General features: G+C 60.3%; 13 protein-coding genes, 2 tRNA genes and 4 pseudogenes. 5 read left to right on the top strand and 14 right to left on the bottom strand.

What is annotated here, in order from left to right; all coding sequences use genetic code 11:
* Positions 1–78: 78 nt before the first annotated feature.
* The 9 genes and pseudogenes from AABM54_RS03005 to rnr form a co-directional block, all read right to left on the bottom strand.
* A pseudogene (locus AABM54_RS03005) lies at positions 79–3351 on the bottom strand (DUF2126 domain-containing protein); the annotation flags it as partial.
* Positions 3352–3733: 382 nt separating this feature from the next.
* Positions 3734–6040: a YgiQ family radical SAM protein gene (locus AABM54_RS03000; RefSeq protein WP_347903643.1), complete on the bottom strand. Its 2307-nt coding sequence runs from the start codon at positions 6038–6040 to the stop codon at positions 3734–3736.
* Positions 6041–6296: 256 nt separating this feature from the next.
* The gene (gene dnaB / locus AABM54_RS02995) at positions 6297–7691 is read right to left on the bottom strand and encodes a replicative DNA helicase (protein ID WP_347903642.1); all 1395 of its coding nucleotides are present in this window, start codon (positions 7689–7691) and stop codon (positions 6297–6299) included.
* 136 nt (positions 7692–7827) lie between these two features.
* Positions 7828–8274, bottom strand: coding sequence for a 50S ribosomal protein L9 (rplI, locus tag AABM54_RS02990; protein ID WP_095169562.1), 447 nt, complete (start codon positions 8272–8274; stop codon positions 7828–7830).
* A gap of 19 nt (positions 8275–8293) precedes the next feature.
* Positions 8294–9184, bottom strand: coding sequence for a hypothetical protein (locus tag AABM54_RS02985; protein ID WP_347903641.1), 891 nt, complete (start codon positions 9182–9184; stop codon positions 8294–8296).
* A gap of 36 nt (positions 9185–9220) precedes the next feature.
* A complete protein-coding gene (gene rpsR / locus AABM54_RS02980) occupies positions 9221–9451 on the bottom strand; it encodes a 30S ribosomal protein S18 (RefSeq protein ID WP_002551829.1) in 231 nt (76 codons plus the stop codon).
* Positions 9452–9479: 28 nt separating this feature from the next.
* Positions 9480–9902 carry a 30S ribosomal protein S6 gene (gene rpsF, locus AABM54_RS02975; RefSeq protein ID WP_007939579.1) on the bottom strand — a complete coding sequence of 141 codons (423 nt, stop codon included), beginning with the start codon at positions 9900–9902 and terminating at the stop codon, positions 9480–9482.
* Positions 9903–10218: 316 nt separating this feature from the next.
* Entirely contained in the window at positions 10219–10986 is a 768-nt protein-coding gene (gene rlmB / locus AABM54_RS02970; RefSeq protein ID WP_347903638.1) for a 23S rRNA (guanosine(2251)-2'-O)-methyltransferase RlmB, read from the bottom strand.
* Positions 10983–13610 (bottom strand): ribonuclease R, encoded by a 2628-nt coding sequence (gene rnr, locus AABM54_RS02965; protein ID WP_347903636.1) that lies wholly within the window; start codon positions 13608–13610, stop codon positions 10983–10985. The genes rlmB and rnr overlap by 4 nt, the downstream gene beginning before the upstream one ends.
* Positions 13611–13837: 227 nt before the next feature.
* On the opposite strand from rnr, the gene AABM54_RS02960 reads away from it, so the two are divergent.
* From AABM54_RS02960 to AABM54_RS02945, 4 genes and pseudogenes are all read left to right on the top strand, one after another.
* Positions 13838–13924 (top strand) — tRNA-Leu (locus AABM54_RS02960).
* 165 nt (positions 13925–14089) lie between these two features.
* Positions 14090–14176 (top strand) — tRNA-Leu (locus AABM54_RS02955).
* 334 nt (positions 14177–14510) lie between these two features.
* A pseudogene (locus AABM54_RS02950) lies at positions 14511–15523 on the top strand (iron ABC transporter substrate-binding protein).
* On the top strand, positions 15523–17076 hold the full coding sequence (locus AABM54_RS02945; RefSeq protein ID WP_347903635.1) for an iron ABC transporter permease: 1554 nt from the start codon (positions 15523–15525) through the stop codon (positions 17074–17076). The pseudogene AABM54_RS02950 and the gene AABM54_RS02945 overlap by 1 nt, the downstream one beginning before the upstream one ends.
* A gap of 124 nt (positions 17077–17200) precedes the next feature.
* Here AABM54_RS02945 and AABM54_RS02940 read toward each other — a convergent pair.
* The 3 genes and pseudogenes from AABM54_RS02940 to AABM54_RS02930 form a co-directional block, all read right to left on the bottom strand.
* A pseudogene (locus AABM54_RS02940) lies at positions 17201–19136 on the bottom strand (methyl-accepting chemotaxis protein).
* Positions 19137–19286: 150 nt separating this feature from the next.
* The gene (locus AABM54_RS02935; RefSeq protein WP_347903633.1) at positions 19287–20576 is read right to left on the bottom strand and encodes an adenylosuccinate synthase; all 1290 of its coding nucleotides are present in this window, start codon (positions 20574–20576) and stop codon (positions 19287–19289) included.
* A 54-nt stretch (positions 20577–20630) separates the two neighbouring features.
* Positions 20631–21818, bottom strand: coding sequence for an ATP phosphoribosyltransferase regulatory subunit (locus tag AABM54_RS02930; protein ID WP_347903632.1), 1188 nt, complete (start codon positions 21816–21818; stop codon positions 20631–20633).
* Between the two features lie 49 nt (positions 21819–21867).
* Between AABM54_RS02930 and AABM54_RS02925 the strand changes: the two genes are divergently transcribed.
* Positions 21868–22101, top strand: a complete 234-nt coding sequence (locus tag AABM54_RS02925; protein ID WP_347903630.1) for a hypothetical protein — start codon at positions 21868–21870, stop codon at positions 22099–22101.
* 35 nt (positions 22102–22136) lie between these two features.
* Here the strand turns inward: AABM54_RS02925 and hflC are convergent.
* Together hflC and hflK are read right to left on the bottom strand one after the other, a co-directional pair.
* A pseudogene (gene hflC, locus AABM54_RS02920) lies at positions 22137–23007 on the bottom strand (protease modulator HflC).
* Positions 23007–24176, bottom strand: coding sequence for an FtsH protease activity modulator HflK (hflK, locus tag AABM54_RS02915; RefSeq protein ID WP_347903628.1), 1170 nt, complete (start codon positions 24174–24176; stop codon positions 23007–23009). Before hflK ends, hflC begins: the two are co-directional and overlap by 1 nt.
* Positions 24177–24187: the final 11 nt, after the last annotated feature.

The raw sequence follows: 24187 nt of genomic DNA, 5'->3' as shown, positions 1-24187 counted from the left end.
TGTAACGCCATCGCGAGCAAGCCCGTTCCCACATTGGATATCCGTTGTTGCAGTACCGTGTTCACTCATTTTTATCGCAAACCGGCGCAAATCCAAGGTCATCGGCAGTTCGTCGTTGATGATCAGCGTCGGCACTACCACGGTTCCCGGGCTGTGACCGAGACGGAAAAACCGCGCCATGCGTCGGCTCTCGGCCTCGTTGGCGTTCACTGGCAGGCTGTCATAATTGCGCCCGCCCGGATGGGCGACGTGGTACTGGCAACCGCCCAGCGAGCGCTGCATCCAGGTGTCGAGCACATCGAACACCAGCGGCGCATGCACCGCGATGGTCGGTTGCAGGCAGTTGGCCGGTTGCCAGGCACGAAAGCGCACGCCGGCCACGAATTCCCCCACCCGCCCGGTCGGTTGCAGCGGCACCGGGATGCCGTTGCAGGTCAGCAGATACCGCTGCGGTGGCAGCCCGGTGAGTTTGACCTGAAAGCGCTCAAGCGATGAATCGACGTAACGCACCGTGCCGCCCGCCGTGCCTTCTTCGCCCAGCACATGCCAAGGCTCCAGGGCCTGACGCAATTGCAGCTCGATGCCGCTGACCGCGTAATCGCCAACCTTGGGAAAACGGAACTCCAGATGAGCCGCAAACCATTCGGCGCGTACCGCATAACCGGCGTTATTGAGCTCGACGATCACGTCGGCAAAGTCCTGTTCGATAAAGTGCGGCAGCAGGAAGCGGTCATGCAACTCAGTGCCCCAACGGGCGAGTTTGGGCGGGGCATACGGCTCGCGCCAGAACCTCGCCACCAACGCCCGCAGCAGCAACTGCTGCGTCAGGCTCATGCGCGCGTGGGGCGGCATTTCGAAGGCGCGCAGTTCCAACAAACCAAGGCGCCCGGTGGCACCGTCCGGCGAATAGAGTTTGTCGATGCAGAACTCGGCGCGGTGGGTGTTGCCGGTGACGTCGATCAGCAGGTTGCGCAGCAACCGATCGACCAGCCACGGCGCGCACTCTTCACCCGGCTCAGGCATTTGCGCGAAGGCAATTTCCAGCTCATAGAGCGCATCGTTGCGCGCCTCGTCGACCCTTGGCGCCTGGGACGTCGGGCCGATGAACAGTCCGGAAAAAAGGTAGGACAACGACGGGTGGTTATGCCAATAGCTGATCAGGCTGCGCAGCAGGTCGGGACGGCGCAGAAACGGTGAGTCGGCCGGTGTCGCGCCACCCAGTACGAAATGGTTACCGCCGCCGGTGCCCGTATGTCGGCCGTCGATCATGAATTTCTCGGTGGTCAGCCGCGTCTGGCGTGCTTCTTCGTAGAGAAATTCGGTGCGCTCCACCAACTCGTCCCAACTGGCCGAGGGCTGGACGTTGACCTCGATCACGCCGGGGTCCGGGGTAATGCGCAAGTTGCTCAGGCGCGGGTCGCTCGGCGGCTCGTAGCCTTCCAGCAACACCGGGCAGCGCAGCTCTTGGGCGGTGGCCTCGATGGCGATGACCAGTTCCAGATAATCCTCGACCCGTTCCAGTGGCGGCATGAACAGGTACAACCGCCCTTCCCGCGCCTCGGCGCACAACGCGGTGCGGGTCAGCCAGTCGGCGGACTCCTCGGCTGTCGGCACACGCTCCTCGGCGCTGGCCGGCTCACCATGGGCCTGCAAGCGAGCCGCGTCCGGCAGCGCCGGGAAATCCTGATTCGGGTCGGCGGGATGCACAAACGGATATTCCGCCGCCGTCACCCAGGGCTGCGAGGCCAGTGGCAAGCGATAGCCCAGTGGCGAGTCCCCCGGCACCAAGCGGCAATGGCTGTCACGCAAATACCAGCGACCGCTCTGCCATTGATCACCCTTGGCGGTGCGTGCCAGCGGCAGGACCTGGCCGATCACCTTATCCAGCCCCTGGCTGAAGACTTTACGCAGCCGCGCACGCTCCAGTTCATCGCCCAGCCGTGAGTCTTCGGCGCTGACGTTGACCGGCAACGCGCCCTCTCGCCATAGGTAATAGAAGTTGTCTTCGTAGGCTGGAAACACAAAACGCGTGGGCAGCTTCAAGCGCTCGGCGACACTCGCCAGAAAACGCCCGGCCAGTGCACCGTCGGCGCCGTAATCTTCCTGCTCGTCGGCTATCAGCGCGCTGTTGTGCCAGATCGGCACCCCGTCGCGGCGCCAGTAACAGTTGAGCGACCAGCGCGGCAGTTGCTCGCCGGGGTACCACTTGCCCTGACCAAAATGCACCAGGCCTTTAGGCGCGTAATGGTTGCGCATGCGCTGGAACAGTTCGGCCGACAGCCGACGTTTGTCCGGCCCAAGGGCTGCGGTGTTCCACTCGGCGCCGTCCGGGTCGTCGATAGACACGAAGGTCGGCTCGCCGCCCATGGTCAGCCGGACATCGCCTTCCAGCAGGTCGGCATCGATCTGCCGGCCCAGTGCCTGGATCGCCAGCCATTGTTCTTCGGTGTATGGCTTGGTCACCCGCGGGGCTTCCCAAATCCGCTCGACCGACATTTCATGGGTGAACTCGCACTCGCACGGTTCAACCAAGCCACTGATCGGCGCCGCAGAGGACGGATCGGGACTACAGGCCAACGGAATATGCCCTTCACCGGCAAACAGCCCAGACGTAGCATCCAGGCCGATCCAGCCCGCGCCCGGCAAGTAGACTTCGCACCAGGCGTGCAGGTCGGTGAAATCTACCTCGGTGCCTGAGGGACCGTCGAGGCTTTTGACGTCGGCGGTGAGCTGAATCAGGTAACCCGAGACAAACCGCGCTGCCAGCCCGAGGTTGCGCAGCAATTGCACCAGCAACCAGGCCGAGTCGCGGCAGGAACCCGAGGCCTGTTGCAGGGTGTATTCCGGGGTTTGAACGCCCGGCTCCATGCGGATCAGGTACGCAATGTCTTCGCTCAGGCGCTGGTTCAGTGCCACCAGAAAATCCACGGCGGGCAGCGGCGTACGGTCAATGCTGTCCAGATAGGCCTTGAAGGTTGGTGTCAGTGGCAGGATTTCGAGGTACGGCGCCAGTTCACGCTGTTCGTCCGGGGCATAGGCGAAGGGGATTTTTTCCGCGTAGGGCTCAAGGAAAAAGTCGAACGGATTGAACACGGCCATCTCGGCCAGCAGGTCGACTTCGATCCGCAGCTCATCGGCTTTTTCCGGGAACACCAGCCGCGCCAGGTAGTTGCCCTGAGGGTCTTGCTGCCAATTGATGAAATGCTGCTCAGGCGTGACCTTCAGCGCATAAGACAAGATCCGCGTGCGGCTATGGGCCGCCGGGCGCAGGCGAACGATCTGCGGGCCGAGTTCGACCGCACGGTCGTAGAGGTAATGCGTGACATGGTGCAATGCGACATGAATCGACACGGCGTGCCTCCTGCGAGCCTCAAGCGTGAATGAACGCGCGCAAGACTTATGCCATCCGGCATCTGCGGCGTTTTCTTCAATTGCTTAGCGCAGTACAGCACCAAAACCGCGCAACGCAGGATTTTCGGCGAAGAGGGTTGCACAGAAATGTGGCGGTAAGTCGATCGGGGGCCACCTCTGTGGCGAGGGAGCTTGCTCCCGCTCGGCTGCATAGCAGTCGTAAACCCGGCGTGCACATTCCTACTGGCGAAATTCATCGCCTGATTTCAGGGCCGCTTCGCGCCCCAGCGGGAGCAAGCTCCCTCGCCACAGGTATTCATCACTGCGCAGAACGCAAAAACGCCAACCCGAGGGTTGGCGTTCTGTTCAGCTCAAACAGCGCTTAACGCGGCACGACCGGTTTACGCGCCGGCTTCGGCCCTTTGCCTTTGGCAGCGTCCTTGCGCTCCTTGGCGGCCTGCTGGTTACGGGCGAACGCCGCAGCCTTGGCCTGTTCACGCTTGTCCCACGGGTTGCCACCGTCACTGGCACGCGGCGGCAGGCCGGTGTGCTGGGTGAGGATCTTGGTGGTCTTTTCCTTCCCGGCCACTTTATGGCTACCGGCGGGCGTCGAGTTCTTGCGACGGGCGCTCTGGTAGCTGTCGGTAGACGGTTGGTGCAGCGGAATCAACTGGTCCTTGCCCGGCCCGATCAGCTCGGCACGGCCCATGCGGATCAGCGCTTCACGCAGCATCGGCCAGCCTTTCGGGTCGTGGTAACGCAAGAACGCCTTGTGCAGACGACGCTGCTCTTCGCTCTTGACGATGGTCACCGCGTCGCTCTTGTAAGTCACCTTACGCAGCGGGTTCTTGCCCGAGTGGTACATCGCGGTGGCGGTGGCCATCGGCGACGGATAGAACGCCTGCACCTGGTCCGCACGGAAACCGTTGCCCTTGAGCCACAGGGCCAGGTTCATCATGTCTTCGTCGGTGGTGCCCGGGTGAGCGGCGATGAAGTACGGAATCAAGTACTGCTCTTTCCCGGCTTCCTTGGTGTACTTCTCGAACATGCGCTTGAACTTGTCATAGCTGCCAATGCCCGGCTTCATCATCTGGTTGAGCGGACCTTCCTCGGTGTGTTCCGGGGCGATCTTCAGGTAACCACCGACGTGGTGAGTCACCAGCTCTTTGACGTACTCCGGCGACTCGACCGCGAGGTCGTAACGCAGGCCGGAAGCGATCAGGATTTTCTTCACACCCGGCAGGGCGCGAGCACTGCGATACAACTGAATCAGCGACGAGTGGTCGGTGTTCAGGTTCGGGCAGATGCCGGGGAACACGCAGGAAGGCTTGCGGCACGCGGATTCGATTTCCGGCGTCTTGCAGGCGATGCGGTACATGTTCGCGGTCGGGCCGCCGAGGTCGGAGATCACGCCGGTGAAACCCGGGACTTTGTCGCGGATCTCTTCGATTTCGCGAATGATCGACTCTTCGGAACGGTTCTGGATGATCCGGCCTTCGTGCTCGGTGATCGAGCAGAAGGTACAGCCGCCGAAGCAGCCGCGCATGATGTTCACCGAGAAGCGGATCATGTCGTAGGCCGGGATCTTCTCCTTGCCATACGCAGGGTGCGGAACACGGGCGTACGGCATGCCGAACACGTAGTCCATTTCTTCGGTGGTCATCGGAATCGGCGGCGGGTTGAACCAGACGTCGACCTCGCCGTGCTTCTGAACCAGCGCACGGGCGTTGCCCGGGTTGGTTTCCAGGTGAAGCACACGGTTGGCGTGAGCGTAAAGCACCGCATCGCCACGGACTTTTTCTACCGACGGCAGGCGAATCACGGTCTTGTCGCGGGTCATCCGTGGGCTGGCCAGGATCTGCACGACCTTGGCTTCCTGCGGATCCTCAACCGGTCCCTTCTCCTGTTCGATGGCACAGGCCTGGGTGTCTTGGGTGTTGACGTACGGGTTGATGATCTTGTCGACCTTGCCCGGACGGTCGATGCGCGTGGAGTCGACTTCGTACCAGTCTTTGGGCGTGTCACGACGAATGAACGCGGTGCCGCGCACGTCGGTGATGTCTTCGATCTTGTGACCGTAGGACAGGCGCTGGGCGACCTCGACAATCGCACGCTCGGCGTTGCCGTACAGCAGAATGTCGGCGCAGGCGTCGATCAGGATCGAGTTACGCACCCGGTCCTGCCAGTAATCGTAGTGCGCAATGCGGCGCAGGGAAGCTTCGATGCCACCCAGCACAATCGGCACGTTCTTGTAGGCTTCCTTGCAGCGCTGGCTGTAAACCAGGCTTGCGCGATCCGGACGTTTGCCTGCCATGCCACCGGGGGTGTAGGCGTCATCGGAACGGATTTTCTTGTCGGCGGTGTAACGGTTGATCATCGAATCCATGTTGCCGGCCGCGACGCCGAAGAACAGGTTCGGCTCGCCGAGCTTCATGAAGTCGTCTTTGGACTGCCAGTTTGGCTGGGCAATGATCCCGACGCGAAAGCCCTGGGACTCCAGCAGCCGGCCGATGATTGCCATGCCGAACGACGGGTGGTCGACGTACGCATCACCGGTGACAATGATGATGTCGCAGGAGTCCCAGCCGAGCTGATCCATCTCCTCCCTGCTCATCGGCAGGAATGGCGCTGGCCCGAAACATTCGGCCCAGTATTTCGGATAGTCAAATAACGGCTTGGCTGCTTGCATGTCGATAACCGGTGTTGGCTTTCATTGAATTTCGCGGGCGCGGAATATAGCACAAAAAATAACCAATTCCGACCGCAATGGTCGGAAATGTCGGTGGCTGGTTCGCGTACAGGCCCAAAGGTCTTGCATAGACCCTGTGGCGAGGGAGCTTGCTCCCGCTGGGCTGCGAAGCGGCCCCAAAATCTTGTGAGCGCTGCGCACTCAAGCGGGAGCAAGCTCCCTCGCCACAAAAACCCCCTAGCCACAGATTTTCGGGTTACTCATCGTCGAAGTTATAGCTGCCCGGCGCGAGGTTTTCGAAGCGCGTGTACTTGCCGATAAACGCCAGGCGTGACGTACCGATCGGGCCGTTCCGCTGCTTGCCGATGATGATCTCGGCGATGCCTTTGTGTTCGGTTTCCGGGTGATACACCTCGTCCCGGTACACGAACATGATGACGTCGGCGTCCTGCTCGATCGCTCCGGATTCCCGCAAGTCGGAGTTGATCGGGCGTTTGTTCGGTCGTTGCTCCAGGGAGCGGTTGAGCTGCGACAACGCCACTACCGGGCAGTTGAATTCCTTGGCCAGGGCTTTCAAGGACCGGGAGATTTCGGAAATCTCGTTGGTCCGGTTGTCGCCGCCCGAGCCGGGGATCTGCATCAGTTGCAGGTAGTCGATCATGATCAGGGCGATGTCGCCGTGCTCACGCACCAGGCGCCGGGTTCGCGCACGCATTTCCGACGGGCTGATACCCGCCGTATCGTCGATGAACAGCTTGCGATCGTTGAGCAGGTTGACCGCCGAGGTCAGGCGCGGCCAATCGTCGTCGTCCAGGCGACCGGCACGGACCTTGGTCTGGTCGATCCGGCCAAGGGACGACAACATACGCATGATCAGCGATTCGCCTGGCATCTCGAGCGAGTAAACCAGTACGCACTTGTCGCTGCGCAATACGGCGTTTTCCACCAGGTTCATCGCAAAGGTGGTTTTACCCATCGATGGACGGCCGGCGACGATGATCAAGTCGGACGGTTGCAGGCCGCTGGTTTTCTCGTCGAGGTCGGTGTACCCGGTAGACAGGCCGGTAATGGCGTTATCGGTGTTGAACAAGGTATCGATGCGGTCGATGGCCTTGGTCAACAGGTCGTTGACGCTCACCGGGCCGCCGGTTTTCGGACGGGCCTCGGCAATCTGGAAGATCTGCCGCTCGGCTTCGTCGAGAATTTCTTCAGCGGTGCGCCCTTCCGGGTTGAAGGCGCTGTCGGCAATCTCGGTGGCAATGCCGATCAACTGCCGCAAGGTCGCCCGTGCGCGAACGATCTGCGCATAAGCCTTGATGTTGGCGACAGACGGCGTGTTTTTTGCCAGTTCGGCAAGGTAACCGAGGCCACCGACCTGCGAGGTCTGACCCTCCTTGTCCAGTTGCTCGGCAAGGGTCACGACGTCGATCGGCGAGTTCTGATCGGCCAGCTTGGCGATTGCGCGGAAGATCAGGCGGTGGTCATGACGATAGAAATCGCCGTCCGAGACCTGATCGAGCACGCGCTCCCAGGCGTTGTTGTCCAGCATCAGACCACCGAGTACAGCCTGTTCGGCCTCGATGGAATGCGGCGGCACTTTCAGCGCGGCGGTTTGCAGGTCGTATTGCTCAGGAGCGGAGATATCGTTCATGGCCACTTGGTTATTCAGGAAAAGCAGGGATTGTAGAAAAGCAGGAACCGCAGAAAGACAAAGGGCACGACCTGTAAACAGGATCGTGCCCGATGTTACCGGCAAGCACCCAAGGGTGCCAGCCGACAAGTGCTGCTTAAGCTGCTACCACGACAACGCGTACGGTGGCTTCAACTTCAGCGTGCAGGTGCACAGCTACGTCGAATTCACCTACGTTGCGGATGGTGCCGTTCGGCAGACGAACTTCGCTTTTTGCAACTTCAACGCCAGAGGCGGTCAGTGCATCAGCGATGTCGTGAGTACCGATCGAACCAAACAGCTTGCCTTCGTCACCAGCGGTGGCAGTGATGGTCACTTCCAGCTCAGCCAGTTGGGCAGCGCGGCTTTCAGCCGATGCTTTTTTGTCTGCAGCCAGTTTTTCCAGCTCAGCACGACGCTCTTCGAACGCAGCCAGGTTGGCAGCGGTCGCAGCGGTAGCTTTGCCGTAAGGCAGCAGGTAGTTACGGCCGTAACCAGCCTTAACGTTCACTTTGTCGCCCAGGTTGCCCAGGTTGGCGACTTTTTCCAGAAGGATCAGTTGCATGTGAAAATCCTCTTAACTTTTAACCTTCACCGTTCGCGTTATCGACATCTTTCGACGCCAAACGACCGCGAAAATCAATCAGGCTGTCGACAACGGCCAAGACCATGAGTAACGGACCGATCAAGTGCATGAAAGGCAACAGCGTCACGTACATCCCCACCAGCCAGAAACCGGCCAGTTTTTTTTGCGCCACCAGCCCGTGAATCAAGGCCAGCCCGGCGAAGACCAGCGGTACGCTGCACAACGGCAATAAAAACAACATTTGCGTGCCGAGGAACGGCCCCACAAACATGAATGCCAGCAGCAACATCGCCGGTCCCTTCGGGATTCGGATATCGCGAAACTCGCGACCAAAACCACCAGGGTTGTACAACAACGCTTGCCAGTAGCGCCCAAGAATCAGGCACAACACACTGAAAATCTGAAACATGACCGCAATCGAACTGATCATGAGGGGTGCAATCAGTGACGCGAGGCTTGCTCGCTGGTCTACCGAAAGTTTCTCGTAGACGTCACCCAGGGCCTGCGGCAGAACTTTTGCAAATTCCTGCGCAAGGCCATCGATCATGGGGCTGAAAAACGTCCCCAGACTCACTGCACACAACAAACCGATTGCCATGCTGACCAGCAGCACGCGGTTCCAGGAGTGACCAGCGCGTAAAACCAGCGCCAGACCACAAGTCCCCAGCAGCACCAAAAGCGCGCTGGGATCTTGCTGGAAGTGCCAGCAAATTAACGCTGAAAGCACTCCCACACCAATAACGCCCATGGCGTTCGAACCGCGCCGCAGAAGCACAAGGCTTGCCGCAGCGGCACTCAACCAGAACAACAGCGGCAATGCCGCAGATCCAGCCACGACCAGCGTGGCCTGCACACGTCCGCGCATGATGAATTCAGCTAAGGCGCGCATGCATTCGATCCTTTACTACGTGTCGACTGCCCGGTCTCAGCGGCCGTGGCTGTCGGTGTAGGCCAGCAGGGCCAGGAAGCGGGCGCGCTTGATAGCGGTGGCCAGCTGACGCTGATAACGAGCTTTGGTACCAGTGATGCGGCTTGGAACGATTTTGCCGGTCTCGGATACATAAGCTTTCAGAGTGTTGAGATCTTTGTAATCGATCTCTTTCACGTCTTCAGCGGTGAAGCGGCAGAATTTACGACGACGGAAGAAACGTGCCATGTAATTGGCTCCTCAAAAGGTCCGTGGATTACTCGTCAGCGTTATCGCTGTTGTCGCTGTCATCACTGTCAACGCCTTCAGCGTCGGAGTGCTCAGGACGGTCGCGACGCTCACGGCGCTCACTGCGGTTTTCTTCAGCCTTGAGCATCTCGGATTGGCCGGTAACGGCTTCTTCGCGACGGATGACCAGGTTACGGATCACTGCATCGTTGTAGCGGAAGTTGTCTTCCAGCTCGGCCAGGGCCTTGCCAGTGCACTCAACGTTCAGCATCACGTAGTGAGCCTTGTGAACATTGTTGATTGCGTAGGCCAGTTGACGACGGCCCCAATCTTCCAGACGGTGGATTTTGCCGCCGTCTTCTTCGATCAGCTTGGTGTAACGCTCAACCATGCCGCCGACTTGCTCGCTTTGATCCGGGTGGACCAAAAAGATGATTTCGTAATGACGCATGAATGCTCCTTACGGGTTGTAGCCTGCCGCTCAAAAGCGGTCAGACAAGGAGTGAATGACACTTATGGACTTGCGGGCGTAGGACACATGCGTGCCTGCCGTCACAGCAAGGGGCGCAATTGTAGAGAAGGGACAGAAGAGGTGCAAGGCAATTGGTGATTATTTGAACAGCTCGTTCACACCACTACTTTTCGCCCCGACACAAACCATTGTGGGAGCGAGCTTGCTCGCGATGGGGGCGCAACATTCAACATTGATGCCGAATGAGACTCCGCTATCGCGAGCAAGCTCGCTCCCACAGGGGATGCGCAGCAGATCAGGACTTCTTGGCGGTTCCGGCGGCTTTTACGCCGCGCTGACGCAGGGCTTCGAACAGGCACACGCCCGTCGCCACGGAAACGTTGAGGCTGCTGACGCTACCGGCCATCGGCAAACGCACCAGATAGTCGCAAAGATCGCGAGTCAGGCGGCGCATCCCGCTACCTTCCGCCCCCATGATCAGGATAGTCGGGCCGGTCAGGTCTTGCTGATACAGATCCTGCTCAGCCTCGCCCGCCGTGCCGACGACCCACAAGCCACGCTGCTTGAGTTTTTCCAGGGTGCGCGCCAGGTTGGTCACGGCCACCAAGGGAATCACTTCCGCTGCGCCGCAAGCGACTTTACGCACCGTCGGCGTCAGGGTGGCTGACTTGTCCTTCGGAACGATCACCGCCAACGCACCCGCCGCATCGGCAGAACGCAGGCAAGCACCGAGGTTATGCGGATCGGTCACACCGTCGAGCACCAGCAACAACGGTGCGCCTTCGGTACGGTCCAGCAGCTCGTCGAGCATCGCCTCGCCCCAGACCTGGCTTGGACTCACGTCCGCCACCACACCCTGGTGCACGCCTTCAACCCAGGCATCCAGCTCACGGCGCTCAGCCTGACCGACGGCAACGCGGTTTTCGTTGGCCAGCTCGATCAGCGTCTGCACGCGCGGATCGCTACGCCCTTCGGCCAGCCAGATCTGCTTGACGCGCTTAGGGTGATGACGCAGCAACGCTTCTACGGCATGCACGCCATAGATTTTTTCCAACTGGCTCATGACTTGACCTTAGGTTTACGCGCCCCGCCACTTCTGGCTGGAGCCGAGCCCGCTTTTGGCGGGCCTTTACGGTGTTTACTCGGTTTGGCTGGCTTACCGCCGGTGGCCTTTTCAGGCGCCGACCGCCCGGCCTTTCCCCCAGACGCCGCTTTACCGCCGCTTTTCGCTTCGGCCAGCAACGCCTGCTTCATTTCACGGCTTTTACGCACTTCGGCGTTTTTCGCCGCCGCATCGCTTGGGCGATAAGCTTCGACGGCTTTTTCCTTGGCAGGACGACGACCGGATTTCGCCAGTGCAGGCTCTGCGGCAGTCTTGGCAGCAGGCGCAGACGTTTCGGCACCACGCTTCTTGCGACCAATCGGCGCGCTGATGGTTTTTTCAGCCATCTCGAAGTCGATCTTGCGCTCGTCCAGGTCGACCCGCATGACGCGCACCTCGACGGTATCGCCGAGGCGGAAGCTACGACCGGTACGCTCACCGGCCAGGCGGTGATGCACAGGGTCGAAGTGGTAGTAGTCGCCCGGCAAAGCGGTCACGTGGACCAGACCTTCGACGTAGATGTCCGTCAACTCGACGAACAGGCCAAAACCGGTCACCGCAGTAATCACACCCGGGAACGACTCGCCCACACGATCCTTCATGAACTCGCACTTGAGCCAGTTCACCACGTCGCGGGTCGCTTCGTCGGCGCGGCGCTCGCTCATCGAGCACTGCTCGCCGAGCTGTTCCAGCGCCGCTTCGTCGTACGGATAGATACGCGCTTTCGGGATGGTCATCGCGCCAGCACGCTTGACGTGCGGGGTGTCCATTTTGGAATGGATAACGCTGCGAATCGCCCGGTGCGTGAGCAAGTCCGGGTAGCGACGAATTGGCGAAGTGAAGTGGGTATAGGCTTCGTAATTCAGACCGAAGTGGCCCTGGTTATCAGCGCTGTACACCGCTTGGCTCAGCGAACGCAGCATGACGGTCTGGATCAGGTGGAAATCCGGACGATCCTTGATCCCGGCCAGCAATGCCTGGTAGTCCTTCGGCGACGGGCCGTCCTTGCCTTTGTGCAGGGACAGGCCGAGCTCGCCGAGGAAGGCGCGCAGTTTTTCCAGACGCTCCGGTGGCGGGCCGTCGTGAACGCGGTACAGCGCAGGGATTTCGTGCTTTTTCAGGAACTCGGCGGTGGCCACGTTGGCCGCCAGCATGCATTCCTCGATCAGCTTGTGCGCGTCGTTACGCACGGTCGGACGGATTTCGGCGATCTTGCGCTCGGAACCGAAGATGATCCGGGTTTCCTGCGTTTCGAAATCGATCGCGCCACGCACGTGACGGGCCGCCAGCAACACCTTGTACAGCGAGTACAGTTGCTTGAGGTGCGGAAGAACGTCGTTGTATTCGCCACGAAGCTGACGAGCCTCGGCGAGCTTCGGCGTTTCCAGCATCGAGCTGACCTTGTTGTAGGTCAGGCGAGCGTGGGAGTGAATCACCGCTTCGTAGAAGCAATAGTCGGTCATCTCGCCGGATTTGGAGATGGTCATCTCGCACACCATGGCCAGACGATCAACGTGCGGGTTCAGCGAGCACAGGCCGTTGGACAGCTGCTCAGGCAGCATCGGTACCACGCGCTCGGGGAAGTACACCGAGTTGCCGCGCACCTGGGACTCGGCATCCAGCGCCGAACCGATCTTCACGTAGCTGGAGACGTCGGCAATCGCCACGTACAACTTCCAGCCGCCGGAGAACAGGCGCAGCTTGCCCGGACGAGCCTCGCAGTACACCGCATCGTCGAAGTCGCGCGCATCTTCACCGTCGATGGTGACGAACGGCAGATGACGCAGGTCGATGCGTTTTTCTTTGTCTTTCTCTTCGACTTCCGGCTTGAGCTTGGCAGCTTCCTTGAGTACCGCTTCAGGCCAGACGTGAGGAATGTCGTAGGTACGCAGGGCAATATCGATTTCCATGCCCGGCGCCATGTAGTTGCCGACCACTTCCACCACATCGCCTTGCGGCTGGAAACGCGGGGTCGGCCAGTGAGTGATCTTCACTTCAACGAATTGGCCGATCTTGGCATTGGCGTTACGGCCCGGCGTGACCAGCACTTCCTGCTGGATCTTCGGATTGTCGGCTACCACGAAACCGATGCCGCCTTCTTCGAAGTAGCGGCCAACGATGGTTTCGTGAGCACGGGAAACCACTTCAACGATCACGCCTTCACGGCGACCACGACGGTCCAGGCCGGAAACGCGTGCCAGGGCACGGTCGCCGTCAAACACCAGGCGCATTTGCGCCGGGCTCATGAACAGGTCGTCACTGCCGTCGTCCGGGATCAGGAAGCCGAAGCCGTCACGGTGACCGCTGATGCGGCCCAGGATCAGGTCGAGCTTGTCGACCGGCGCGTAAGTGCCACGACGGGTATAGATGAGTTGAGCGTCGCGCTCCATGGCGCGCAAGCGGCGACGCAGGGCTTCGAGTTGGTCTTCTGTGGTCAGACCGAACTCTTCAACCAGTTGCTCGCGGTTAGCTGGCGAACCCCGATCAGCAAGGTGCTGAAGGATCAGTTCGCGGCTAGGAATAGGGTTTTCATATTTTTCCGCTTCACGAGCGGCCTCGGGATCGAGGGACTGCCAATCGGCCATTAGAGAGTTTTCACCTTGTCTATATGCGGGTTAGTTTGGCATAGGCGTAATGAAACGGGAAATTTCAGGCTCCCGAAGGCCTTAAAAAGCCCCTTCCTTCACCTGTCGATAGACCGTTGAGCGCCGCTCGCGAAATTTTCCTGATTTTTTTGATATCAGGGGTTTACAGTTCAAAGGACGCTCCGTATAGTGCGCGCCATCGACGACGCAACAGCGTTGCCGATACTGCCCAGATGGTGAAATTGGTAGACACGCCAGCTTCAGGTGCTGGTGACCGCAAGGTCGTGGAAGTTCGAGTCTTCTTCTGGGCACCAATTCAGAGCTGTAGATTGAATCAATCGACAGGCTCACACAAGAACCCGCGAAAGCGGGTTTTTGCATTCTAAGCATTTGATTTATTAAAACCAAATCAGGGGTTTACAGATCAAATCGCTCTCCGTATAGTGCGCCACATCAACAGCGGCAACGTTGCTGATACTGCCCAGATGGTGAAATTGGTAGACACGCCAGCTTCAGGTGCTGGTGACCGCAAGGTCGTGGAAGTTCGAGTCTTCTTCTGGGCACCAATTCAAATTCAAGGTCAACGATCTTGAATCTCACAAAAACCCGCGAAAGCGGGTTTTTGCGTTTCCGGCCTTTAAAAGATATCGAGACGCCTTTTGTGGCGAAGGAGCTTGCTCCCGCTGGGGCGCGAAGCGGCCCTCTTCATTCTTCCAGATAAACCTTGTGATCAGGTTTTGCGACTGCTTCGCAGCCGAACGGGAGCAAGCCCCCTCGCCACAAAAGCCCGCTCTAGCCACCCCTAGCAAAACCTCGCCGCCCTCGCAAGGCGCACTTGAGAAACAATATCGTTTATCATTGTTGCAAGTTATTGCAATGCGACAGTGAGGAACCTTGCAAATGATGTTTCGAAATACCCTGCGCCGCGGCCTGACCTTCACGCTGCTCGGCCTGACCCTCGCCACTCCCCTCACCCACGCCGCCGACCCGGTTTCCCTGACGCTCTACAACGGCCAACACAAAGAAGTCGGCGACGCTGTCGCCAAAGCCTTCGAAGCCAAAACCGGCATTCACGTCAAAGTACGCAAAGGCAGCAGCAATCAGCTCGCCAGCCAGGTCGTCGAAGAGGGTGACCGCTCCCCCGCCGACGTGATCTACACCGAAGAATCACCGCCCCTGAACAAACTGGGCGAACAAGGGCCCTGCTAGCTAAAACCGACGCCGCGACCCTCGAAATGCTGCCCAAGGACTACGTCGCCACCAATGGCACCTGGATCGGCATCACCGCCCGCGTCCGTGTAGTCGCCTTCAACCCGAAACTGGTCGACGAAAAAGACCTGCCAAAATCGGTCATGGAATTCTCTGACCCGAAATGGCAAGGCAAGGTCGGCTTCGTCCCAACCAGCGGCGCGTTCCAGGAACAAGCCGTGGCAATCATCAAACTGCATGGGATGGACGCCGCCGAAGAATGGCTGACCGGCCTGCGCGCGTTCGGCAAGACCTACAGTAACAACATGGTGGCGTTGAAAGCCGTGGAGAACGGCGAAGTCGCCACGGTGCTGGTGAACAACTATTACTGGTTCGCCTTGCAACGCGAAAAAGGCAAGCTCGACTCCAAACTGCATTACTTCACCGACGGCGATGTCGGCGGCTTGATCACCGTCTCCAGCGCCGCAGTGCTCAAGTCCAGCAAGCACCCACAAGAAGCCCAGCAATTCCTGGCCTACATGGCCAGCGAAGAAGGCCAGCGCGTAATTACCCAGACCACTGCCGAGTACCCGCTGCACAAAGGCATGGAATCTGATCGCGGGCTCAAGCCATTCAGCGAACTGCAAGCCCCGAATGTCACCCCGGCCGACCTTGGCAACGCCGAAGAAGCCCTGGACCTGGAACGTGACGTTGGCCTGAACTGATGAGCGCCTCCGCCTCGCGCACCGGCTATGCGCCACGCCGCAAACAGCCGTCAATCTGGCTGGTGCTGCCGGTATTGTTGTTAGTCGCACTGAGCCTGCTGCCCTTGCTGTATGTCGGCCTCAAGGCCTGGCAGGCCGGCTGGGCCGAAGCGCTGCATCTGCTCTGGCGCCCCTACGTTTTCGGCCTGCTGCGCAACACGCTGCTGCTGATGGTGGGCGTGACCCTCGCATGCGGCGTGATCGGCCTGTCGCTGGCCTGGCTGCTGGAACGCAGCAACCTGCCCGGTCGGCGCCTGTGGGGCGTGATCCTGTGCTTACCGTTCGCGGTGCCCGCGTTCGTCAGCAGCTTTACCTGGGTGTCTCTGAGCGCGCATTTCGAAGGCCTGGGCGGGGCAATACTGGTGATGACGCTGTCCAAGTATCCGCTGGTGTTTCTGCCGGTGGCGGCCACCCTGCGCAATCTCGACCCGTCGCTGGAAGAGTCGGCCCGCACCCTGGGGCAAAACCGCTGGGGCGTGTTCTTCAAAATCACCCTGCCCCTGCTCTGGCCTTCGCTGCTGGCCGGCTCCTTGCTGATCGCGCTGCACATGCTGGTGGAGTTCGGCGCGCTGTCGATCATCGGCCTGCAAACCTTCACCACGGCAATCTATCAACAGTTCGAGCTGGAGTTCAGCAACGCCAACGCGGCGATGCTCTCAGCGGTACTGCTCGCATTGTGCCTGGTGTTGCTGTGGCTGGAGTTGCGGGTGCGCGGCAAAGGGCGCCATGTGCGGATCGGCCAGGGGGCGGCGCGACAGGCCGAACAGGTTCGATTGGGCAAGTGGGCCATCGGCGGGCAGCTCTACTGTTTGATGCTGGCGATTATCGGCAGCGGCATTCCGCTGGGCATGCTGGCGTACTGGCTGGCGGTCGGCTCTTCGGCGGCTTTCCCGGTAGCGGCGATCAGCGAAGCCTTGCTGTCGTCACTGGCGTTATCGCTCGGCGGCGCGGCGCTGTGCCTGGTGCTGGCGGTGCCGGTTGGCTTGCTGGTGGTGCGCTACAAAGGGCGCCTGGCAATCTGGGCCGAGCGCTTGCCGTATCTGCTGCATGCGCTGCCAGGGCTGGTGATTGCGCTGACCCTGGTCTACTTCGCCCTGCATTACGTGCCAGCGCTGTACCAGACATCAGGACTGCTGCTGATCGCTTATGCGCTGCTGTTCCTGCCGCTGGCGCAGGCGCCGATTCGCACCGCGCTGAACAAGGCTGCGCCACAACTGGAAGAAGCTGCACGGACCCTCGGGGCGTCATCGTTCAGTGCTTTTGTACGGGTGACGTTGCCGATCATCTTCCCGGCGTTGGGGGCGGCGTTTGCGCTGGTGTTCCTGGATGCCATGAAGGAGCTGACGGCGACGCTGCTGTTGAGTCCGACCGGGCTCAACACCTTGGCAACAGAGGTGTGGGCGCACACCGCGAATGTCGAGTTTGCGGCGGCGGCGCCTTATGCGGCGTTGTTGATTCTGGTATCGGGGTTGCCGGTTTACCTGCTGACGACCCGGATGTACCTGAGTCGCTGACACTGCCTTCGCGAGCAGGCTCGCTCCAACATTCGATCTGCTGTGAACTCACAATTTGTGAGCAACATAGAAAAATGTGGGAGCGGACTTGCTCGCGAAGAGGCCAGTGCGAACAACGAAAATTTTAAGCCCGGAACTGCCCCAAGCTCGCCTTCAACTGCGCCGCCAGCCCATCCAGCACCTTGCCGCTGGCCGTGGTTTCTACCACCGCCTGAGCCGCTTTCTCAGCCTGGGCATGAATCGTCTCGACCCGCCCACGCACCGCTTGCGCGCCCTGCGCCTGATGGGCCGCTGCCTGGGTCGCCAGGCCGATCGCCGCATGCACCTGCTCGACCGAGGCCTGCACCGACTGCTGCAAGCGCGCACTGTCACGCAATACCAGCAACCCTTCGCTGGCCTGGCGCCCCGCCTGCCCAATCGCCGCGACCGCCTCGCGAGCGCCTTGCTGCAAGGCGCCGATGTGCGCCTGAATGTCGCCCGTGGAGCTTTGTGTCTTGCTGGCCAGCGCCCGCACCTCATCCGCAACCACCGCAAAACCACGCCCGGTCTCACCGGCCCGCGCCGCTTCGATGGCCGCGTTCAGCGCCAACAGGTTAGTCTGCTCGGCGATCCCGTGAATCACCTCCAGCACCACCTCGATCTGCTCACTCTGCTGCGCCAGCCGCTCGATCACTTTGGCCCCGGTGTCGACCTGCCCGGCCAGCGCCTCGATCAGGCTGCCGACCTGGGCCGAGGTGCGGGTGTTTTCGTTCGTGGCCTGCCGAATATCCACCACCTGCTGCAACGCGGCTTGCATGGCGTGGCTTTCGGTCTGCGCCTCGTCTGCCATCTGCGACAGCGCCCGCAGGCTCTCGGCCACTTCATCACGCTGGGCTTCTGCCGCCGCATCGGCCCCCCGCGTTGCGCTGGGTCATCACACCGATTTCAACGCCCGTGCGCTGCGCCACGTCACCGGCCTCACGAACGATGGGCTGCAACTTATCCACAAAGCGATTGACCGCCGACGCCATGTCGCCGATTTCGTCGTTGCTGTTGATCTGCACACGCTTGGTCAGGTCACCCTCACCCGCTGCCAGGTCATCCATCGCCGCGATCAGCAACTTCAGGCGATTCACCACCCGACGCCCGAGCACCACGGCCAGCAACAGCAACACACCGAAGCCAACCAGCGCCAGCGCCATGCCGATGCGCCAGCGCAGCGTCCCCGCCGCTTCCTGCACGGTGCTGGTGGTGTTGGCTTTCATTTCGGTGGCGGTGGTTTGCGCCGATTGCAAACGCGCACGCATGGCGGTGGCACTATCAGCCGCCGCGCCCTTGAGGCTGTCGCCCACCAATTGGTCGCTGCTGGCGATCAGTGCCGAGAAACGCTTGTCCAGCGCCGCCAGGTCAGTTTCCACCGATGCGGTGGAAACCCCCATCAGGACCTTGCCAATCTCCACGCCATTGGGGTTGATCGAGGCTTCGAGGTAGTAGACCGAGGGATCGCTTTTCGCCGCATCCAGCACTTTGTCCAACGCCCGCTCGCCTTGGCCGCGCTCCAAAAGGGCCTTGTTGATCGGGTTTTCCCGGTTCAGGTAGCGCGTCAAATGCTGGCCCGTGGCGTCGTCGTAGACCACGAACAGGACGTTCGGATTGCGCTGGGCGCGACGGGCGAATTCAGACAGGGTCGGCACATCGCTGTCCCACATCGCACGCGGTGCGACCGAGGCCAGCAACTGCGCCATGTCGTTGGCCGAGTCCTTCAGGTCTTTTTCCAGAGCAACCCGCAATTGCGCCTGCTCTTCCTTGAGGCGCGTGGACAAACCGGCCGTCAGGCGCTGGCGAGTACTGGTGGAAAGGCTGTCGAGACTGGAGGTGACTTCACGCCCCGCTTGCTCAAGCTCACCCGACAGTTTTTGGCTATCGGCCCCCAGGCGATTGCCCAAGTCCACCTCGAGCGCGGTGACCGTGCTCCGTGTCAGTGCAACCGCGACCAGCACTTGCACCAAAAGAGCGATACCAAGGGTAACGAAGACAGGCCGCAATAAACGGCTTTGTAACAATGAGAGAACGGCCGACACAGGGAATTCCTCTGCTTTGACGCCATTAAACTGATGGCACGCTGGAAGCGATGCTCTTAATGAAGTTCACAGCAAAGGTCATGCCGTCCGACAGGCAGATACGACAAAGGACCCGATGAAGGGTCCTTTGTGTTTTACATCAACAGCTTATTAAGCGAACGGGTGACGCAGAACGATGGTTTCGTTGCGGTCCGGACCTGTCGAAATAATGTCGATCGGCGCACCGATCAGTTCTTCAACGCGCTTGATATAGGCACGAGCGTTAGCTGGCAGCTCTTCCAGGGTTTTGGCACCCACGGTCGATTCAGTCCAGCCCGACACTGTTTCGTACACAGGCTGCAAGCCTACATAGCTGTCAGCGTCGGTCGGAGCAACTTCTACACCGTTTTCATCTGTGTAGCCGACGCAAATATTGATGTTTTCCAGACCATCGAGTACGTCCAGCTTGGTCAGGCAGATGCCCGAAATGCTGTTCACATCGATAGCGCGACGCAGGATAACGGCGTCGAACCAGCCGCAACGACGGGCACGACCAGTAGTTGCACCGAACTCGTGACCTTGCTTGGCCAGGTGAGCGCCAACGTCGTCGAACAGCTCAGTCGGGAATGGACCCGAACCAACGCGAGTGGTGTAAGCCTTGGTGATGCCCAGGATGTAATCCAGGAACATCGGGCCAACGCCCGAACCGGTCGCAACGCCACCAGCGGTGGTGTTGGAGCTGGTCACGTACGGGTAGGTGCCGTGGTCGATATCCAGCAACGAACCTTGAGCGCCCTCGAACATGATGTCTTTGCCAGCGCGACGCAGGTCGTGCAACTCAGCGGTCACGTCCAGCATCAGCGGCTTGAGCAGTTCGGCGTACTCTTTGCACTCGGCCAGAGTCTTGTCGAAGTCGATGGCCGGCTCTTTGTAGAACCCCACCAGCATGAAGTTGTGGTAGTCCACCAGTTCACGCAGCTTGGCTTCAAAACGCGGCATGTTCAGCAGATCGCCGACGCGCAGGCCACGACGTGCAACCTTGTCTTCGTACGCCGGGCCGATGCCGCGACCGGTAGTACCGATCTTCAGCTCGCCACGGGCCTTTTCACGCGCCTGGTCCAGCGCAACGTGGTAGGACAGGATCAGCGGGCAGGACGGGCTGATACGCAGGCGCTCGCGCACCGGTACGCCTTTCTCTTCCAGCTTGATGATCTCGCGCAGCAGGGCATCCGGTGCAACCACCACGCCGTTGCCGATCAGGCACTGCACGCCTTCGCGCAGTACGCCCGAGGGGATCAGGTGCAAGACGGTTTTTTCACCGTCGATCACCAGCGTGTGGCCAGCGTTGTGGCCACCCTGGTAGCGCACTACGGCGGCAGCATGTTCGGTCAGCAGATCAACGATCTTGCCTTTGCCCTCATCACCCCATTGGGTGCCCAGGACTACGACATTCTTACCCATAACACTTGTCCTCATTCGCGCAAACTTGGTGCCGGCAGCGGCCGGCAGGAAAACTCAAGAAGCCAGCGGCAATACTTGCCAAAGCCCGTTCTGCTGAATCAATTGCCGGTCGCAGTCCGCTTCACGGGCGGCGGCCAATGGTTGCCCAGGCAAAGCCTGAACGACACGCTGACCCTCGCCGCGCAACTGGCAAACTTGCTGCCAGAGTGCCGCATCCGTACTGTCAGGCATCCAGATACCGCCAGACGGTAGCTCGATTTCAGCACGCCCCAGGGTCACCAGGGTTTTCAAATCGGTAGAAAAGCCAGTCGCCGGACGGGCGCGACCGAAGTCGGCGCCGATGTCGTCGTAACGACCGCCCTGAGCGATGGACTGGCCAACACCCGGCACAAATACCGCGAACACCACACCAGTGTGGTAGTGGTAACCGCGCAATTCGCCCAGGTCGAAGTACAACGGCAGGTCCGGGAAACGCACGGACAGCCGCTCGGCAATCGCCAGCAGGTCATCCAGCGCCGCCAGCACAGGCGCCGGCGCATTGGCCAGACGCTCGCGAGCGGCGTCCAGCACTTCACGGCCGCCACACAGATCAACCAGCGCTCGCAGCATGCCAGCCACATCGGCAGGCAGACCTTCGGTCAAGGTAATGACCTCATCGATGGCCTTGCGTTGCAAGGCATCGAACAGCTGTTGCTCCACTTCACCGGACAAACCGGCCGCGCGGGCCAGGCCACGGTAGATACCGACATGCCCCAGGTCCATGTGCACATCCGGCACATCGGCCAGTTGCAGCATGGCCAGCATCAGGCTGATGACTTCGACATCGCTGCTCGGGCTGGCATCGCCGTACAACTCGGCACCCAATTGAATCGGGCTGCGCGAGGACGACAAGGCACGTGGCTGCGCATGCAGCACGCTGCCGGCGTAGCACAAGCGGGTCGGGCCTTCGCGACGCAGGGTGTGTGCGTCAATGCGCGCCACTTGCGGCGTGATATCGGCACGGAAGCCCATCTGACGGCCCGACTGAGGGTCGATAACCTTGAAGGTCCGCAGGTCGAGGTCCTGGCCCGCGCCGGTCAGCAAGGATTCCAGGTACTCGATATGGGGAGTCACGACAAACTCGTAACCCCAGCTCTGGAACAGATCCAACACCTGGCGGCGCGCTACTTCAATGCGCAGCGCTTGCGGTGGTAGTACTTCTTCGATGCCATCTGGCAGCAGCCAGCGGTCTACCGTTGCCATTACGCCATTCCCCTGTGATCCGGGCGGAACGCCCTCGGGCGAACCTTGAGTGAAGCAGAAAATGATCGGCTCGCGTGCACAAACCACGCGCATGAACGACGCGGCGATCGGCCTCAAACAAGCCTCGCCAACCACTTTCCTCGAAAAACCTGTCGAGTTGTTCAACTCGATGCGTCGCAATAAATACAGCAATCAAACATGCAGACGCAAAAAAGCCGGGAATTTCCCGGCTGCCGCATCATACACACGTTTTCCCAAAGGATCACCCCGCGAGAGGCTTTAGCCGCTCGGCGGGGTTCCTTCTGGATCAGTGTTGGATCAAGGCTTGGACTTTTCCAGATAACGGAAGAAGTCGCTGCTTGGGTCCAGAACCATGACGTCGGTTTTGTTCGCGAAGCTTTCACGGTAGGCGCGCAGGCTACGGTAGAAGCCGTAGAACTCCTGGTCCTGGCCGTAGGCCTTGGAGTAGATCGCTGCGGCCTGGGCATCACCGTCACCGCGAACCTCTTCAGATTCACGATAGGCTTCAGCCAGCAGTACGCGGCGCTGACGATCGGCGTCGGCACGAATGCCTTCTGCCAGCTCGTTACCCTTGGCGCGGTGCTCGCGGGCTTCACGCTCACGCTCGGTGCTCATGCGTTCGAACACGCTGCGGTTCACTTCCTTCGGCAGGTCGATGGCCTTGACCCGAACATCAACCACTTCGATGCCCAGCTCTTTTTCCGCCATCTTGTTCAGCGAAGCCGTGATATCCGCCATCAGCGCATCACGCTCACCGGAAACCACCTCGTGCAGGGTGCGCTTACCAAACTGGTCACGCAGGCCCGATTCCAGACGACGCGAAAGACGCTCGTCAGCAATCTGCTTGAGGCCGGAAGTCGCGGTGTAGAAGCGCTCGGCATCTTTCACGCGCCACTTGGCGTAGGCATCGACCATGACGGCTTTCTTTTCCAGCGTCAGGAAGCGTTGCGTCGGTGCATCGAGCGTCATCAGGCGTGCGTCGAATTTACGCACCTGGTTAACGTAAGGCACTTTCACATGCAGGCCCTGGCTGGACATCAGCCTGAACCACGCGACCAAACTGCAGCAGCACCGCGCGCTCGGTCTGAGCCACGATGTAGAAGCAGTTCCAGGCAGCGATCGCCACGACGACGCCGACAATAAGGGCGATCAGCGATTTATTGCTCATCAGCGACTCTCCCTGGTACGTGCTTGCTGTTGCTGCAGATCAGCGGCCGCACGTGCATTCGCTTCATTGCTGGATACCGGTGCGCCCGTTGCCGGAGCGCTGGTGACGCGACCACCGTCAATCATCTTGTCGAGCGGCAAGTACAGCAGATTGCTCTGGCCGTTCTTGTTGCCGGTCACGAGAACCTTGCTGGTATTGCTGAAAACTTCCTGCATGGTGTCCAGGTACAGACGCTGACGGGTAACTTCCGGCGCCTTGCGGTACTCGGTCACCAGCTTGGTAAAGCGATCAGCCTCACCCTTGGCACGCGACACGGTTTCGTCACGATAACCGTTGGCATCTTCAATGAGACGCTGAGCCTGACCACGAGCTTCCGGCACGACGCCGTTGGCATAGGTTTCAGCCTGGTTGCGCGAGCGCTGCTCATCTTCACGAGCGCGGATCACGTCATCGAAGGCTTCCTGGACTTCACGCGGTGCGGCTGCGCTCTGAACGTTGACCTGGGTGACGGTGATACCGGTGCGATAGGTATCGAGGAAGCGTTGCAGACGCTCCTTGATTTCGCTGGCCATCAGTTCACGACCTTCTGTCAGCACCTGGTCCATGGCGGTGGAACCCACCACATGGCGCAGGGCGCTTTCGGTTGCGTGCTGGAGGCTGATTTCCGGCTGGTCGACGTTAAGCACGAAGTCCTGCAGGTTGGTGATCTTGTACTGCACAGTCAGTGGCACTTCGACGATGTTCTCGTCTTCGGTGAGCATTTGACCCTGCTTGGTGTACGCACGCTCACGCGTGACGTTTTCCATGTACTTGCGATCAATCGGCGGGAAGTAGATGTTCAGGCCCGGGCCAACGGTTTCGTAGTACTTGCCGAAGCGCAGCACCACGGCTTGCTCCTGCTCGTCGACCACATAAACCGCGCTGTACAGCCACACAGCCGCCAGCACGACGAGACCGATGCCGAGCAGGCCAAAACCACCGCCCTTGCCCGAGCCACCGCCGTCACCACCCCGTTTGTTGCCACCACCGAACATCCCATTCAGCCTTTCCTGCAGCTTTCGGAAGGCTTCGTCGAGATCTGGTGGACCCTTGCGGTCGCCGTTATTGCGGCGCTTACCACCCCAAGGATCCTGATTATTCGAGTTGCCACCCGGCTCATTCCAAGCCATAGCGCTCTCCA

Source organism: Pseudomonas purpurea, assembly GCF_039908635.1.
In the GTDB taxonomy this organism is placed as follows: domain Bacteria; phylum Pseudomonadota; class Gammaproteobacteria; order Pseudomonadales; family Pseudomonadaceae; genus Aquipseudomonas; species Aquipseudomonas purpurea.
Note: the sequence above shows the minus strand (reverse complement) of the source record. Positions and strands in the feature narration are given on the sequence as shown.

Excerpts from the sequence above, each read along its gene's own strand:
- AABM54_RS03000 (WP_347903643.1), bottom strand. The coding sequence starts at position 6,040 with ATGCAAGCAGCCAAGCCGTTATTTGACTATCCGAAATACTGGGCCGAA.
- dnaB (WP_347903642.1), bottom strand. The coding sequence starts at position 7,691 with ATGAACGATATCTCCGCTCCTGAGCAATACGACCTGCAAACCGCCGCG.
- rplI (WP_095169562.1), bottom strand. The coding sequence starts at position 8,274 with ATGCAACTGATCCTTCTGGAAAAAGTCGCCAACCTGGGCAACCTGGGC.
- AABM54_RS02985 (WP_347903641.1), bottom strand. The coding sequence starts at position 9,184 with ATGCGCGCCTTAGCTGAATTCATCATGCGCGGACGTGTGCAGGCCACG.
- rpsR (WP_002551829.1), bottom strand. The coding sequence starts at position 9,451 with ATGGCACGTTTCTTCCGTCGTCGTAAATTCTGCCGCTTCACCGCTGAA.
- rpsF (WP_007939579.1), bottom strand. The coding sequence starts at position 9,902 with ATGCGTCATTACGAAATCATCTTTTTGGTCCACCCGGATCAAAGCGAG.
- rlmB (WP_347903638.1), bottom strand. The coding sequence starts at position 10,986 with ATGAGCCAGTTGGAAAAAATCTATGGCGTGCATGCCGTAGAAGCGTTG.
- rnr (WP_347903636.1), bottom strand. The coding sequence starts at position 13,610 with ATGGCCGATTGGCAGTCCCTCGATCCCGAGGCCGCTCGTGAAGCGGAA.
- AABM54_RS02945 (WP_347903635.1), top strand. The coding sequence starts at position 15,523 with ATGAGCGCCTCCGCCTCGCGCACCGGCTATGCGCCACGCCGCAAACAG.
- AABM54_RS02935 (WP_347903633.1), bottom strand. The coding sequence starts at position 20,576 with ATGGGTAAGAATGTCGTAGTCCTGGGCACCCAATGGGGTGATGAGGGC.
- AABM54_RS02930 (WP_347903632.1), bottom strand. The coding sequence starts at position 21,818 with ATGGCAACGGTAGACCGCTGGCTGCTGCCAGATGGCATCGAAGAAGTA.
- hflK (WP_347903628.1), bottom strand. The coding sequence starts at position 24,176 with ATGGCTTGGAATGAGCCGGGTGGCAACTCGAATAATCAGGATCCTTGG.